Here is a 15,810-nt window from a genome sequence, read left to right on the forward strand (position 1 = left end):
GCAGGACGACAGGAAAATGAAATTTCACCAACTGCCCATAGGCGCCACATTCGAATTCCAGGGAAAACGCTATAGCAAGAGCGGCCCGATGACCGTCGTTGAGAGCGAAACAGCCAAATCAAAAATGATGATGCGCGCCGCCGCGGTGAAACCCCTTGAAGGCGACACCGAAGCGGAAGCACCTATTCAGTCGGCCACCGTTGAACTGAGCCGGGAGCGGGCCAGCATCGCCGTCAATGACTACCATGCCGAGTGCCTGCAGATCATCTGCCGAAATGAAGCAGCTAGACCCGACAGCCACAGAGCGACTGGAAGAGGCCAGAATGAAGATTATGAGGAAGCTGGGACTAGCCTAGATATTGGCCTCAACATTGTGGGAGGGCCGCCCCGGCCCGATTGCTGCAGTTAATTGAACCACCTCTGTAGCAAACTCCTTTTCGCGGCGAGTCGCCGCTCCCACAAGTCTCTGATTACTAACTCGGCAGGGAGATACCGGTCATCTTCTTGTAGAGTGACACCGCGTAGGTATCGGTCATCCCGGCCACGTAGTCGGTCAGCCGCAGCAGGCGGGTATAGAGATTCTGTGACGGGACATTGTCCGGCCCCACAAACTGCTTGGAGATGAGGTGGGATGTCATGCGGCTCCTGGCTAACGCCTTGTCACCGTGCATGGCGATGTCGTCGAGGGTCTCACTGAAACGCTCCAACAGTTCCCCTATCACCTGGAAGCCGGCGGTCTGGATACCCACCACCTCCTGGGCATTATAGATTCGGTCCTTGGCCACCGAGATGAGACGACCCATGGATTCCGTTGCCGGCACCTGGGAAAGCAACGGCGCATCGAACTTACCCGTCATGATCTCTTCTTCGTGATCCAGGAAACAGCTCATCGCCTGGCCGATCGCCTCGTTGATCACCTTGGCCCGCAGAAACTCCACCCTGCCCTTGTCATCAGAGATTCTGTTGAGCCGCTGCTCCTGCTTGGCCCGGTCCGGCAGGATGGGCCAGAAAAGGTCCATTACCTCGTCCAGGGTAAAGTAGCCGAGTCGGAAACCGTCCTCGATATCAATCACCCGGTAGCTGATGTCATCCGCCGCTTCCACCAGGAAGGCCAGCGGATGACGGAACCAGATGGCGCGGCTCGGATCGCGGCGGATCAATCCCACCTCGTTGGCCACCTCGGTGAAACGCTCCCGGTCCTCTGCCACGAAGCCCTGTTTCTTGGCACTGACACCGCCAAAATTACTGCCGCCGAGGAAGGACTCCCGGGGGTACTTGGTAAAAGCGGCCAGCGTGGCGCAGGTGAGCTGCAGCCCGCCGGGGTTGTCGGGGTTCTGCAGCCGGGTAAGGATACGAAAACCCTGGGCGTTACCTTCGAAATTCAGGAAATCTTCCTTCTCACTGTCACTGAGCACGGCCACCCGGGGTTCACCGTACTTGGCAGTCTGGGCCCAGTGCCGGATGGCGTCCTCACCGGAATGGCCGAAGGGGGGATTGCCGATATCATGGGCCAGGCAGGCCGCTGCACAGATGTCACCGAAATCAGACGCCTCGTTCTGCTCCAGGCCGTGATGCTTGATGATCTGCTCCCCCACCAGGGTGCCCAGGGAGCGGCCGATACTGGAGGCTTCCAGGCTATGGGTGAGACGGGTGCGGATATAGTCTACCCGGGAGAGAGGGAAGACCTGGGTCTTGTCCTGCATTCTCCGGAAGGCGGAGGAGAAGACGATGCGATCGAAGTCGCGCTGAAAGTCGGTACGCACCGTGGAGGTACTCGGCTCCTGGCTCGAACCGATCCGCTTGCGTGAGAGAAGCTTTGACCACTGCATCGACATCGTTGTGTGTATCCGGCTTTGAATTCAGCTGCCATTCTCCACTGACGCAGGAACCATGTCCACGGAACATAACCTCTGAAACCACCCCTTGATCATGCCGGCAGAGACACGGAGAATGGATCGTTTGGTCCAGTTTTGAAATCTATACAAAGATCCCGATGTCCAACGACGTAATCCGCATAAAGAACGCCCATCAGAACAATCTGAAAAACCTGGACATGGAACTGCCCCTCGGAGAGTTGATCGTGGTCACCGGGGTGAGCGGTTCCGGCAAATCCTCCCTCGCCTTCGATACGGTCTACGCCGAGGGACAGCGCCGCTACGTCGAGACCTTCTCCCCCTACGCCCGCCAGTTCCTGGACCGCATGGACCGGCCACGGGTGGACCGCATCGAAGGCATCCCACCGGCAATCGCCATCGACCAGACCAACCCGGTGCGCACCTCCCGCTCCACCGTGGGCACCATGACGGAGCTCAACGATCACATCAAGCTGCTGTTCGCCCGGGCCTCCCGTCTCTTCTGCCGCGGCTGCGGCCGCGAAGTGACCAGGGACACCCCCCAGAGCATCGCCGACCAATTGATCGAATCTCATGAAGGAACCCGCGGCATCATCACCTTCCCCATCAAGGTACCCCATAACTTCACGACGGAAGAGATCAAGGCGCTGCTGGCCCAGCAGGGCTACACCCGCATCCACAGCGAGAGTCCTGAACGCCTGGAGGTGGTGCAGGACCGCGTGCGGATAGGCGAGGAGCGTCGGGACCGTCTCACAGAATCCCTGGAGAGCGCCCTGGAGAAAGGCCAGGGGTTCATCGCCATCTACCCCCTGGACGAGGAACGCAATCCGGGCCCTGCGCTGAACTTCTCCGAAGACCTGCACTGCCCCGACTGCGACATCCACTACCAGGACCCGCTGCCCAACCACTTCTCTTTCAACTCACCCCTGGGCGCCTGCGACAGCTGCCGCGGGTTCGGGCGCACCATGGGCGTCGACTACGACCTAGTGATTCCCGATGAACATAAAAGCCTGGTGGAGGGCGCCATCAAGCCTTTTCAGACAGGGCGTGCCCAGAAGTGCCAGGAGGACCTGATGGCAGCCGCGGCACGGCACGGCGTGCCGGTCGATCTACCCTGGAATGAATTGAGCGAAGAGCAGCGCCGCTGGGTCATCGAGGGCGAAGGTGAATGGGACGGCAGCGGGCGCTGGTACGGCGTGCAGCGTTTCTTCGACTTCCTGGAGACCAAGAGCTACAAGATGCACATCCGGGTGCTGCTCTCCAAGTACCGTGCCTACGACAGCTGCGCCACCTGCGGCGGTGCGCGTCTGAAGGATCCCTCCCTCGACTACCGTGTGGGCAGTCTCGAGGACGCCGACAGGGCGCTCGATCCCGGCAGGCGTTTTCGCCAGAACAGCATCGGCATGCTCCGGGAGACCTGGGAGCGCCTGCCCGGCCTCAATATCCACGACCTCATGTGCCTCCCCCTGTCGAAACTCATGGCCTTCTGCCAAGAGATTGCACTGCCCCCGGACCTGGGCGAGGCTAGTGACCTGTTGATGGAGGAGATCACGGCCCGGCTCAGCTACCTCTGCGAGGTTGGTCTGGGCTACCTCACCCTGGACCGCCAGTCACGTACTCTCTCCGGCGGCGAGGTCCAGCGCATCAATCTCACCACGGCCCTTGGCACTTCCCTGGTCAACACCCTGTTCGTGTTGGACGAACCGAGCATCGGCCTCCACCCCCGGGATATCGACCGCATCAACGGCGTGCTCCGGCGACTGCGGGATTCGGGCAACTCCCTGCTGGTGGTGGAGCACGATCCGCAGATCATGCTGGCGGCTGACCGCATCCTGGATATAGGACCCGGCCCCGGGGAGAAGGGTGGCCAGATCACTTTTTTCGGCACACCACCGGAGTTGGTAAAGAGTGAGCACTCCCTTACCGCCGACTACCTGGGTGGTCGCAAACAGGTATCGCCCCAACAGGAAGCGGATATTCCCGACGATGAGAACGACTACATCGAGGTGATCAACGCCACCGAGCACAATCTCAAGGGCATCGATGTGCGCATTCCTCTCAACCGGCTGGTCTGCATCACCGGCGTATCGGGATCGGGCAAGAGCACACTGATCAACGACACCCTGTACAACGCACTTGCCAAGCTCAAAGGCAGCCCGAAGGAGCCTGCCGGAGCCCACGACACTATCCTGGGGCATGAACATGTCCAGGAGGTGGTGATACTGGACCAGTCCCCCATCGGCAAAACCTCCCGCTCCAACCCGGCCAGCTACGTGGGCGGCCTGGACGCCATCCGTAAACTGTTTGCCAAGACCCCGCTGGCCAAAGAGCGCGGCTACACTGCGGGCACCTTCAGTTTCAACTCGGGCAACGGCCGCTGCCCCACCTGCTCCGGTTCCGGTTTCGAGCACGTGGAGATGCAGTTTCTCAGTGATGTCTACCTGCGCTGTCCCGACTGCAACGGCAGCCGCTATCGCGGGGAGGTACTGGAGGCCCGGATCGAGGACAAGTCCGTTGCCGATGTGCTGGGCATGACCGTAACCGAGGCCCTTACATTCTTCAGCGGCAATACCGAGGTGCGCCGCGCCCTCGAACCCCTGGAGGCGGTCGGACTGAGCTATCTCAGACTCGGTCAGCCCGTACCTACCCTCTCCGGTGGTGAAGCCCAGCGTTTGAAGCTGGCCGGCTACCTGGCCAAGGCCAAGGGCGGCAAGCAGCGCAAGGGTCCCATCCTGTTCCTGCTGGACGAACCCACCACCGGGCTGCACTTCGACGACATCGCCACCCTGCTGCAGGCGTTCCATCGTCTGCTGGTGCGGGGACACAGCCTGTTGGTGATCGAGCACAACCTGGACGTGATCCGTGCAGCCGACTGGATTATCGACCTGGGTCCTGAAGGGGGCGATGGCGGTGGCGAGATCATCTGTGAAGGCACTCCGATGGAGGTGACCATCCACTCCCTGAGCCACACCGGCAAAGCGTTGCGCGAATACGCAGAGAGCATGGCGGCGATAAAACAGTCGGTCGACACCTTACCCTCTGGGCGCTCAATTGCAAAGGCAAGCAACACCATCGAAATCCGCCACGCCCGGGAACACAATCTGCGCAACATCAACATCGAGATACCCCGTAACAAGTTCACCGTGATCACCGGCGTCTCAGGCAGCGGCAAGAGCACCATTGCATTCGACATCCTGTTCAACGAGGGCCAGCGGCGCTACCTGGAATCCCTCAACGCCTATGCACGCCAGTTCGTGCAGCCCGCCTCGCGACCGGACGTGGACGCCATCTTCGGCATACCCCCCACCGTGGCCATTGAACAGCGCATCAGCCGGGGCGGCCACAAGAGCACCGTGGCCACCATGACCGAGATCTACCACTTCCTGCGCCTGCTGTTCGTAAAGCTCGGCATCCAGTACTGCCCCGACTGCCAGGTACCCATCCAGCCCCAGAGCAGGGAAGAGATCTTCGCCCACGTCCTGCGCAGCTACCGCAACCAGCGCATTGCAGTGATGGCACCATTGATCGTCCACCGAAAGGGCATCTACAACGACCAGGCAAAGTGGGCGGACCGCAAGGGTTACGCCTTCCTGCGGGTGGATGGCGAACCTGCCCCCACCCACGACTGGCCCGCACTGGATCGCTATCGCGAACACAACATCGACCTGCCCATAGGGGAGATCGATGTCAGCCCCAGGACGGAGGATGAACTGCAGGCACTGCTGGACAGTGCCCTCAACCACGGCAAGGGGGTGGTGCGTATCATCAGTCTCGACACAGAGACCCCCTCGGGGAGTGGAGAGGGCTGGAGCGGCGAGGAGCGCAGCTACTCCACGCAACGCACCTGCCCAGACTGCGGCACCGGCTTCGAGGAGCCGGACCCCCGCCTCTTCTCCTACAACTCCAAGCACGGCTGGTGTCCGGACTGTTACGGCACAGGTGCGGTACTGGTGGATTTCGATCCGGAACAGAGCGGCGAAGAGGATCAATGGCTCACCGTCGAGGAGGAGACAGAGGTCTGCCCCACCTGTGAAGGGACCCGCCTGCGCCCCGAGGCCCTGGCCATCTTCTTCCAGGACTGGTCGATTACCGACTATGCCGCCTGCAGCGTTGACGAGGCTGCAGAGGTGTTCAACCAACTCCAGCTCTCCGGCAGGGAACTGGCTATCGGGCGCGACCTGCTGAGCGAGATACGTAACCGCCTCGATTTTCTTCGGGAGGTGGGCTTGGGCTATCTCACCCTGGAGCGCGCCGCTCCCACCCTCTCAGGTGGCGAAGCCCAGCGCATACGCCTGGCTGCACAGCTGGGCTCCAATCTGCAGGGCGTCTGCTACATCCTGGACGAACCCACCATCGGCCTGCACCCGAGAGACAACAGGATGCTGCTGGACACCCTGGGCAAGCTGGAGGGCAAGGGCAATACCGTGGTGGTGGTTGAGCACGACGAGGAGACCATACGCCGGGCCGAGCACCTGGTGGACATCGGTCCCAGCGCCGGGGTGCAAGGAGGTCGCGTAGTCGCAGAGGGCAGCATAGACAACTTGATGGAGAACCCTGAATCCCTTACCGGCAAATTCCTCGCCGAGCCACTGCAACATCCGCTGATGCCCAGGCGCCCGGTCAAGGCTGAGCACTACCTTGAGGTCAAAAAGGCCCAGCTGAACAACCTGGACAATCTCGATATCCGAATTCCGTTGAACCGCCTGGTCTGTGTCACCGGCGTCTCCGGCTCAGGTAAAAGTACCCTGATCCGCGAAGTGCTCGCATCCAATCTCAAACACCTTCTCGAGCAGAAACGGACCAAGGGAAAAAAAGGCAAGGCAAGACTACAGGGGTGCAGCGCCCTTAAAGGCGGTGAACAGCTGGAGCGAATATTTGAGGTTGACCAGACCCCCATAGGCAAGACGCCGCGCTCCTGCCCTGCCACCTACATCGGCTTCTGGGACCAGATCCGCAAGCTGTTCGCCGCAACTGGTGAGGCGCGCATTCACGGCTGGGATGCCGGGCGCTTCTCCTTCAACACCAAGCATGGACGTTGCGACGCCTGCGATGGACAGGGTGTCAAAAAAGTGGAGATGAGCTTCCTGCCCAATGTGAAAATGGTCTGCGACGCCTGTGGCGGCAAGCGCTTCAATCCTGAGACCCTCTCCATCCACTACAAGGGCAAGAGCATCGGCGATGTGCTCAACATGAGCGCGGACGAAGCGGTCGAGCATTTCGAGGCACATCCCGCCATTCACCATGCCCTGACCCTGCTGCAGGATGTGGGCCTGGGCTACATCACCTTTGGCCAGCAGAGCCCCACCCTCTCCGGCGGAGAGGCTCAGCGCATCAAGCTGGTTACTGAACTGGCCAAGGCCAAACCCAGCCTGCGACGCAAACCCGCCCCCACGCTCTATGTATTGGATGAACCCACCGTTGGATTGCACATGGCTGACGTGGTGAAACTGATACGCGTACTCCACCGTCTTGTTGAGAGCGGCCACTCGGTGGTGGTGATCGAGCACAACCTGGACGTGATTGCCGAGGCGGACTGGATTATCGATATGGGCCCCGAGGGAGGTGCTGCCGGTGGCGAAGTCGTCGCCGAAGGCAGGCCGGAGAAGATCGCCCGCGCCACCAAGCGCTCCCAGACCGGCAAGGCGTTGGCAGAATTCCTATCCGGCCAATGAACTTGTCATTGGCCGGCCTGTCTGTAGACTGAACACAAATACCACCACCCGGAGAGATAGATTGATGAAGTTGATTACCGCCGCACTCCTTCTGGCCCCCGTTATCGCCATGCCCCCCAACAGAACCAGAATCCGATGCAGGACCCTCACACCTTTGCCCAAATGAAAGCGAAGATACTGCCGGCGATAACCGCATCATTGCCAAACCTGGAGAAGATAAAATCCTGCGTCAACGCCAGCAAGAACTCCGAGGATCTCAACGGCTGCGTAGACATCATGATGGCATTCCAGAAGAAGATGATGGGTGGTGCAGCAGGCCCTGCCAATGTACCCGAGCACAATACCCAGTCTCCCAGGATGAAGTGGAGCGCCGAGCTGAAAGAGCGGATCCTCGCCGACCTCAGCCAGTCGATCAAAAACACCACGGCTGCGAAAGGCTGTCTTGAATCCAGCAGCAACAATGCGCAGATGAGCAGCTGCATGGAAGCAGCGGGTATAAAGCGCCAGCAGCCCCCGAGACGATAAGCGGCTCCAAAATCCAGGCTCCGGCACAGGGAGGTTCCGGAGCCTGTATTCTAATTTCCTGTTTTAGCTATCTTTTTCAAACCAAAACCTGTAGTATCCCCTCCCCTGCGCTACTGGGTGCCTATACTCACTCACTGATCAGACCGATTTTCCAACCGATATCTCGCTGAAGATCCCGGTTGAACTGTTACATCAGGGCCCGGCCCTGCTTATCCGCAAGGAACCCGTTCAATGTCCTCCGCTGACACACCCGCCCCCGGTTTTCGCGACCTGGCGCTAACTGAGCCTGTGCTCAAAGCCCTCGATGACGTGGGTTACGAAACCCCCTCACCCATCCAGGCCCAGACCATTCCGCATATCCTGAGCGGCAGTGATCTGCTTGGACAGGCACAAACCGGCACCGGTAAAACCGCTGCTTTCGCCCTGCCCCTGCTGTCCCGTATCGATCTCAGCCGGGCAGAACCCCAGGTACTGGTACTGGCACCCACCCGCGAACTGGCCATCCAGGTTGCGGAGGCATTCCAACGCTACGCGGCCCACATGAAAGGATTTCATGTACTGCCGATCTACGGCGGCCAGGACTACCGCGTTCAGCTGCGTCCACTCAAGCGGGGCGTGCACGTGGTGGTGGGCACCCCCGGTCGCGTCATGGACCACATGCGAAAAGGCTCACTAAAGCTCGACGGTCTCAGCACCCTGGTGCTGGACGAGGCCGACGAGATGCTGCGCATGGGATTTATCGACGACGTGGAGTGGATCCTGGAGCAGACCCCGAAGCAGCGACAGATCGCCCTCTTCTCCGCCACCATGCCCAGCGTGATCCGGCGTATCGCTCAGAAGCACCTGAACGACCCCGAAGAGATCACCATCAAGGTGAAGACCACCACGGCAGAGACCATCCGCCAACGCTATTGGCTGGTGAGCGGCCTCCACAAGCTGGACGCTCTGACGCGCATCCTGGAAGCTGAGCCCTTCGACGGCATCATCACTTTCGTGCGCACCAAGACCGCCACCATCGAACTGGCGGAGAAACTCCAGGCGAGAGGCTATGCCACGGCTCCACTGAACGGTGACATTGCCCAGAAGGACCGCGAACGCACGGTGGAAAAACTGAAGGCGGGCAAGCTGGACATCCTGGTGGCAACCGACGTTGCCGCCCGCGGCCTGGACGTGGAGCGTATCAGCCATGTCATCAACTACGACATCCCCTACGACACCGAGGCCTACGTCCACCGCATCGGGCGTACCGGCCGCGCTGGACGCAGTGGCGACGCCATCCTGTTCGTAGCCCCCCGGGAACGACGTCTACTGCGGGCTATCGAGAAAGCGACCCGCAAGCAGATCGAGTTGATGGAACTCCCCTCGGCCGAGATCATCAACGACAAGCGAATCGCCCGTTTCAAGGACCAGATCACCGACACCCTGGCCACCGAAGAGCTCGGCTTCTTCTACCAGCTGATGGAGCAGTACCAGCAGGAGCACAACATCTCAGCCCTGGAGATCGCCGCTGCACTGGCCAAGCTCGTACAAGGCGATCAGCCGATGCTGCTTTCCAATAAATCGGAGAAACCCAGGCGCAGAGAGAAAGAAAACCGCTCGCAGGATGAGAGACAAGAGAAGAGGCGGGAAAGATCCCCGAAAGTACAGGAGCATCCTGTAGAAGAGGGTATGGAACGGTTTCGCATCGAGGTGGGGCACAACCACGAAGTCAAACCCGGAAATATCGTCGGTGCTATCGCCAACGAGGCTGGCCTTGAGAGTCAGTACATCGGTCATATCAAGATCTTCGACGACTACAGTCTCGTGGATCTGCCCGAGGGCATGCCCAACGATATCTTCAGCGACCTGAAAAAGACCTGGGTCTGCGGGCAGAAACTCAACATATCCCGTGTAGCCGAGTCACAGAAGAAGAACACGAAAAAGAAGAAGACAAAAGGTAAAACCAAGAACAAACCGAAGCGGAAGAAAAGCAAATCAGCTGACAGGTGAACCTGCCATAAGACGGGTTACCTGTAGATGGATTTGAAACGCGCTTCAGAGGAGAAACCATCCATGCGCTTGCTTCCGGCCAGGATGATTGGAACACTGCGACCATTCATACGCTTGAAGTCGCGTGTCCCCGTTTCGCTCTTCTCGACATCGCACTCTGTAAAAGGGATGTTGTTGGCCTTGAAGTAATCCTTGGCCCTGTCGCAGACACCGCACCAGGTTGTACTGTAGATGACCACCTTACCGCCGGTGGCTATATCGTCATCCCGGTCCGTGACCTGGTAGCCACTGAAGGTATTGAGTCGCAGTTCCACCTCTTCGACATCAAGTTGCCGAGACGGACGGTCTCCAAAGTGGATTTTGCCATGCTCATCCACCCACTTGTAGATTTCTGCGGTAGCGGAACTGGAAGCAAGTAAAAGCAGGAAGCCGAACCCCAAGGCACCCTTCATCAGTAATCCACCTTCCGCCTCAGTGCCTTTTGCTGTCCGTGACGGGTCTTGCTGTCCAGGCGCCTCTTTTTCGATGCCTTGCTGGGCTTGGTCGGGATCCGCTTCTTCTGACTCACCGCCACCTTTCTGACAAGATCACGTAATCGCTCCAGCGCATCTTCCCGGTTTTTCTCCTGGGTACGAAACCGCTGAGCCTTGAGCACGATGACACCGTCCTTGGTAATGCGATTGTCTTTCAAGCGAAGGAGCCGATGCTTGTAAAAGTCGGGCAGTGAAGAAGCCGTGATATCAAAACGCAAATGAACCGCTGATGAGACCTTGTTGACGTTCTGCCCTCCGGCTCCCTGGGCTCGGATAGCAGAAATCTCGATCTCGGTACCTGGAATGGAAACCTTTTGGGAAATCTGAAGCACATCAATGGCCAGGGAAAGAGACGACCGAAAGTTCAGGCACCGGCCGGTTTCATTGGAATGAGGTCTTCCATCCCCTGGAGCTTCCCGACCAACTGTTCTGGTTTATGTATAAGAATCGGCAGATGCTGGGAGCATATCCAGTACCGGGCACCCTGGCATTCAATGGCCACTAACGGTGCCTGGTCTGAACTTTAATCGCAGACAAGACACCTGTTTGTTGTATTGCTCATTGTTATCGCCCCCCCGAATCGATGGCTATCAGCTTACTTTAGCACGGCAAGAAGATTTTTCACCTTGATGGGCGTGCATGACAGCTAAGCTGCATGCAGGGGTATTTGGGACATCCGCAAACTTAATCCCAAACATCGGTACTGAGATAGCGCTCCCCGGTATCTGGCAGAATGGCCAACAGGACTTTATCCCGGAAAGACTCCGGGCTTGCCACTTTGATCATCCCGGCAACTGCAGCACCTGAGGATATTCCGGCGAATATACCCTCCTCCCGGGCAAGATAACGCGTGGACTCATAAGCTTCTTCAGTGGTGATCTGCACCACCTCATCCCACACTTCGGTATCCAGGATTTCGGGTATGAAACCCGGCGCCGTGCCCATGATCTTGTGCTTGCGCGCAATACCCTGGGTCAGGATCGGCGAGTCTGCCGGCTCAGTGGCAATCACCTTGAGATCCGGGTTGTATTCCCGCAGGTTGCGCCCCAGGCCGCTGATGGTGCCACCGGTTCCTGTAGTGCACACAATGGCGTCCAGATCATCGCCGAAGTCAGCGATAATTTCGCGGGCAGTCTGTTTGTGTGCACCTGGATTATCCGGATTGAAGTGTTGTCCGATAAAAAACCAACCCTTCTCATCAGCCAGTCGCTTTGCCTCTTCGATCGCACCCTTGGTACCTTTCTCTGCAGGGGTCAGCACCAGTTCTGCACCATAGGCCCGAAGAATCTTTTTACGCTCGTCGCTCATATCCTCGGCCATCACCATCACTGCAGGGTAGCCTTTGACTGCTGCCACCATGGCGATACCGATGCCGGTGTTTCCGGAAGTGGGTTCGATGATCACATCACCCGGCTTGATCAGACCCCGCCTTTCAGCCTCTTCGATCATGTTGAGCGCAGGCCGGTCCTTGACCGAGCCGGCTGGATTGAAGCTCTCTACCTTGACCCACAGCTCTCTTGCCAGGCTATCGGTCACTTTATTAAGGCGGATGATCGGTGTGTTACCGACTGTCTGGAGTATGTTGTCGTATTTCATCGCTATGGGAGATAAAGAGTGTAAGGACGAGATCTTAACGCACTTGGGAGATCTTTTTGAGGCTATCGTGTAAATTGTAGCCACGATGAGCAATCCATTTATTCAGCAAAACATACGCGCCATAAGCTTCGACCTCGATGATACCCTGTGGGACAACCGACCGGTGCTGATGGCGGCAGAACAGATTGTTTTCGACTGGCTCACATCCAACTACTCGCGGATAGGTGAAACCTACGACTACGAATCCGTCCATACCATGCGTCATGCACTGGCCAAGGCCCGCCCTGATCTTCGCCACGACATGACACGCCTGAGAAAGGAGTTGCTTCGACAGATTGCGGATACGACCGGCTATGACGACTCGCTTGTAGAGCCGGCCTTTGAGGTATTTATCGAGGCCCGGCACCGTATAACGCTATTTGATGATGTGCTACCAACACTCGAGAACCTGAGAAAAAGGGGCTATCTGCTCGGCGCCTTGACCAATGGCAACGCCAGCATCCAGCGACTGGGCATCGACCACCTGTTCGACTTCTCAGTGACCGCAGAGGAGGCTGGCGCGGCAAAACCCGATCCCCGAATGTTCGAACTCGCATGCCAGCGCTCGGGAGTCAGCACCCGTGAAATGGTCCACGTGGGAGATGAACCAACAACGGATATTGAAGGCGCACAAAGCGCCGGGATCACGGCCATTTGGATGAACAGGGGTGGTATAGAGTGGCAAATGGACTCGCCACCCGATGCAGAGGTGCGAAATATGTCAGAACTGCTTGATTTGGCAGGTGCCCAGCATCCTCCGGGCATAAAATCCCCTGGGCGATAAAACCCACGCCTATCAACCAGTGGACTGGACTCCTGCAGCATTCTCGATGACACCCCTCTGCGCCAGCAGAGAGATGACTGACTCCACGCACTGGTCAATGGACATGATGCTGGTATCCAGTTTCAATTCCGGATTTTCCGGCTCTTCGTAGGAGGAAGAGATACCAGTATACCCCTTGATCAGCCCCGCACGCGCCTTCTTGTAAAGCCCCTTTGGATCCCTGGTCTCGCACACCTCGAGAGGACAATGGCAGTGAACCTCGAGAAAATCCCCCTCTGCAACGAGTTCACGGGCACGATTCCGGTCTGCACGGAAAGGGGAGATAAACGCCGATATGGTGATCACACCTGCATCCAGGAACAGTTTTGCCATTTCCCCGATGCGCCGGATGTTTTCGTTCCTGTCTTCATCCGAAAACCCCAGGTCGCCACACAGACCGTGACGCACATTGTCGCCATCCAATACATAGGTATCGCAACCGAGTTGGTAAAGACTCTCTTCAACTGCATGTGCAATGGTTGACTTTCCGGCACCAGAGAGGCCGGTGAACCAGAGAATTGCACTCCTGTGCCCATTTTTTTCAGCTCTGCGCTGCCTGGTTACGGTAGGCTCATGCCAGACGACATTAGTCGCAGTTGAATCCATTAGTTGCTCTCAGTAAATGTGTTCGGGAAAGTAGGCATTATATCCGTTCAGTCCCTTCAAGGGGAGTTGCCTGCACACTGTCCAGCCGAAAATACTTCCCGAGTAGCGGTTTTCAATAATATTCCCTTTCAGTGGGGTCGGATAGACTTTTGGTGAATTACCAATCAGCCGAACGCCTATGAAAAAAAACAGGGTTTTCCAAAAGTCACTGGGGCCATACCCGCAGTTCCATCGCCTCCTGGCGCCTTTTGCCCTGCTTTTCTCTCTCCTTGCGTTACCGGCTTACGCTACGGACAGCGAAGAGCTGACGATCCCCCTCGCATCCGACAATGAAATACCGGTTGACCGTTATCAGGGCGAGGGGGACCATATCCTCTGGTTACCCTCTGAGTTCGGTTTTCGTGGCAACCGGGAACTGACTTTGGCCAGTGACCTGGCTGAAACCGGTTTTGATGTCTGGCTTGCCGACCTGCACGAGGGTTACTTTCTGCCACCGGGCCGTAATAGCCTGCGAGAAATATCAGTCGACGATGTGGCAGAGCTTATCCAGCGCAGCCAACCTGACAATGGCCGGCTGTATGTTATGAGCACTGGCCGTGGCGCAGCGCTCTCTCTGATGGCGATACGTCGATGGCAACAGGTTTTTTCTGAACGACAACCCCTGGGCGGCGTGATCCTGTTTCACCCAAACCTGCTGACCAAGGCACCCAAGCCGGGAGCCTCCCCTGAGTATCTCCAGGTTGCCAGCCTGACCAATCAACCGATCCTGCTCATACAGCCTGCGGACTCCGCCAAGCGATGGTATCTCGATGAGATGCTGAATCAGCTGCGTAGCGGCGGATCGACGGTCTTCACCCGGGTCATACGCGATGTTTCCGATGGGTTTCATCTTCGCACCAATGCATCCGATAAAGAACTGGAGCAGAGCGGTAAACTGCCCACTATCCTGGCCTCAGTGACTCCGCTGCTCAAGGCGTTCAATAAAACAGTCAAGACGCCCGTTGAACAGAAATCACCCGGGGATTCAAAAGAGTGGGATGCAAGCGCATTCAGCGGCTTGCTCCAGCCTTACGAAGGAGACCCAACCCCTCCCAGGCTGTCATTGAAAGACCTCGAAAACAAACAATACGATTTGGCTGATTACAATGGCAAAATTGTACTGATCAACTTCTGGGCCACCTGGTGTCCGCCCTGTGTCGAGGAGACCCCGTCCCTGGGCCGCTTGAAGCAGAAGCTGCATGGGAAGAATGCTGTTGTGCTGAGTGTTGATGTCGGGGAGAGTATCGAGAGAGTCGAGGCTTTTCTGAAGAAGATCCCGGCGGCGTTTCCAGTGCTATTGGACCCTGAGGGCTCCACGGTACAGCAGTGGAACATCAGGGCTTTTCCCACCACTTTTCTCATCGATCAGCGCGGTTTGATCCGTTACGCCTACTTTGGAGGATTGGAGTGGGATGCCCCGGAAGTTATCCGGTTGGTGAAAAACATGCTTGATGAGCGCTAACGCTTTCCGCACTCATCCCAATTTTCACAATCCGTGGTACAAACGACCAGTTGATTACGCCCACGCTCCTTGGCCATGTAGAGCGCCTTGTCGCACCGCACCAGCATACGCTCGACACCATCCCCCTCTCCACCGAAACTGGAGATACCTGCGCTTACTGTAAGTGAGATATGTCTTTGATCGGGCGCCTTCAGCGATAACGATTCTGTTCCTACCCGCACTCTCTCCATGGCCTGCCTTGCGGCACCTTCATCAGATTCAGGCAACAGAATTACGAACTCTTCTCCACCCACACGTCCCAGCAGGTCACAATCCCTGAGCTGGTCCATACTGGTGCGCACAACCGATTTCAACACCATGTCACCCACGGCATGACCGTAGGTGTCATTGATCTTCTTGAAGTGATCGAGATCCAGCAGGGCAATCGAGAAATCGGTGTCATACCGCTTGACCCGCTTCATCTCCTCCGCCGCCAACTCAAGTATCCGTCGGCGATTCAATGCACCGGTCAATTCATCTGTGGTTGCAAGACGACGCAATTCACCCTCCAGAACCTCACGTTCCTGGAGCTCCTGGTTGAGCGCCCGGGTGCGTCTGTCCACCCGCTGACGCAACATCCGGTTCCACAGCAGCACCCCAACCAGCAATATGATCGCAACGACTACCGCCAACT

12 protein-coding genes are annotated in these 15,810 nt (G+C 57.8%); 6 read left to right on the top strand and 6 right to left on the bottom strand.

The annotated features are described in order from the left end of the window. Positions 1-16: 16 nt before the first annotated feature. Positions 17-409: a hypothetical protein gene (locus BOW53_RS01355; RefSeq protein WP_078485727.1), complete on the top strand. Its 393-nt coding sequence runs from the start codon at positions 17-19 to the stop codon at positions 407-409. Positions 410-473: 64 nt separating this feature from the next. Here BOW53_RS01355 and BOW53_RS01360 read toward each other — a convergent pair whose 3' ends face one another. Further along, complete coding sequence (locus BOW53_RS01360; RefSeq protein ID WP_245831937.1) at positions 474-1,835, bottom strand: deoxyguanosinetriphosphate triphosphohydrolase; 1,362 nt, start codon at positions 1,833-1,835, stop codon at positions 474-476. Positions 1,836-1,993: 158 nt separating this feature from the next. Between BOW53_RS01360 and uvrA the strand changes: the two genes are divergently transcribed. From uvrA to BOW53_RS01375, 3 genes are all read left to right on the top strand, one after another. After that, positions 1,994-7,525: an excinuclease ABC subunit UvrA gene (gene uvrA / locus BOW53_RS01365; RefSeq protein WP_078485729.1), complete on the top strand. Its 5,532-nt coding sequence runs from the start codon at positions 1,994-1,996 to the stop codon at positions 7,523-7,525. Positions 7,526-7,660: 135 nt separating this feature from the next. Further along, complete coding sequence (locus tag BOW53_RS01370) at positions 7,661-8,050, top strand: hypothetical protein (RefSeq protein WP_078485730.1); 390 nt, start codon at positions 7,661-7,663, stop codon at positions 8,048-8,050. A gap of 231 nt (positions 8,051-8,281) precedes the next feature. Continuing rightward, positions 8,282-10,039, top strand: a complete 1,758-nt coding sequence (locus tag BOW53_RS01375) for a DEAD/DEAH box helicase (protein ID WP_078485731.1) — start codon at positions 8,282-8,284, stop codon at positions 10,037-10,039. Between the two features lie 17 nt (positions 10,040-10,056). On the opposite strand, the gene BOW53_RS01380 is transcribed toward BOW53_RS01375, so the two are convergent. From BOW53_RS01380 to cysK, 3 genes are all read right to left on the bottom strand, one after another. Then, positions 10,057-10,491: a DUF4124 domain-containing protein gene (locus tag BOW53_RS01380; RefSeq protein ID WP_078485732.1), complete on the bottom strand. Its 435-nt coding sequence runs from the start codon at positions 10,489-10,491 to the stop codon at positions 10,057-10,059. Beyond that, entirely contained in the window at positions 10,491-10,904 is a 414-nt protein-coding gene (gene arfB / locus BOW53_RS01385) for an alternative ribosome rescue aminoacyl-tRNA hydrolase ArfB (protein ID WP_078485733.1), read from the bottom strand. The genes BOW53_RS01380 and arfB overlap by 1 nt, the downstream gene beginning before the upstream one ends. A gap of 352 nt (positions 10,905-11,256) precedes the next feature. After that, on the bottom strand, positions 11,257-12,168 hold the full coding sequence (gene cysK / locus BOW53_RS01390; protein WP_078485734.1) for a cysteine synthase A: 912 nt from the start codon (positions 12,166-12,168) through the stop codon (positions 11,257-11,259). An 85-nt stretch (positions 12,169-12,253) separates the two neighbouring features. Between cysK and BOW53_RS01395 the strand changes: the two genes are divergently transcribed. After that, a complete protein-coding gene (locus tag BOW53_RS01395) occupies positions 12,254-12,991 on the top strand; it encodes an HAD family hydrolase (RefSeq protein ID WP_078485735.1) in 738 nt (245 codons plus the stop codon). 12 nt (positions 12,992-13,003) lie between these two features. Here BOW53_RS01395 and cysC read toward each other — a convergent pair whose 3' ends face one another. Next, positions 13,004-13,636 (bottom strand): adenylyl-sulfate kinase, encoded by a 633-nt coding sequence (gene cysC, locus BOW53_RS01400; protein WP_078485736.1) that lies wholly within the window; start codon positions 13,634-13,636, stop codon positions 13,004-13,006. Positions 13,637-13,814: 178 nt separating this feature from the next. Between cysC and BOW53_RS01405 the strand changes: the two genes are divergently transcribed. Beyond that, positions 13,815-15,137 (top strand): redoxin domain-containing protein, encoded by a 1,323-nt coding sequence (locus BOW53_RS01405; protein WP_078485737.1) that lies wholly within the window; start codon positions 13,815-13,817, stop codon positions 15,135-15,137. Here the strand turns inward: BOW53_RS01405 and BOW53_RS01410 are convergent. After that, a complete protein-coding gene (locus tag BOW53_RS01410; RefSeq protein WP_078485738.1) occupies positions 15,134-15,808 on the bottom strand; it encodes a GGDEF domain-containing protein in 675 nt (224 codons plus the stop codon). The two genes, BOW53_RS01405 and BOW53_RS01410, sit on opposite strands and share 4 nt — an antisense overlap. Between the last annotated feature and the right edge of the window lie 2 nt (positions 15,809-15,810).

The organism is Solemya velesiana gill symbiont, assembly GCF_002020805.1.
Taxonomy (GTDB): domain Bacteria; phylum Pseudomonadota; class Gammaproteobacteria; order Chromatiales; family Chromatiaceae; genus Sedimenticola_A.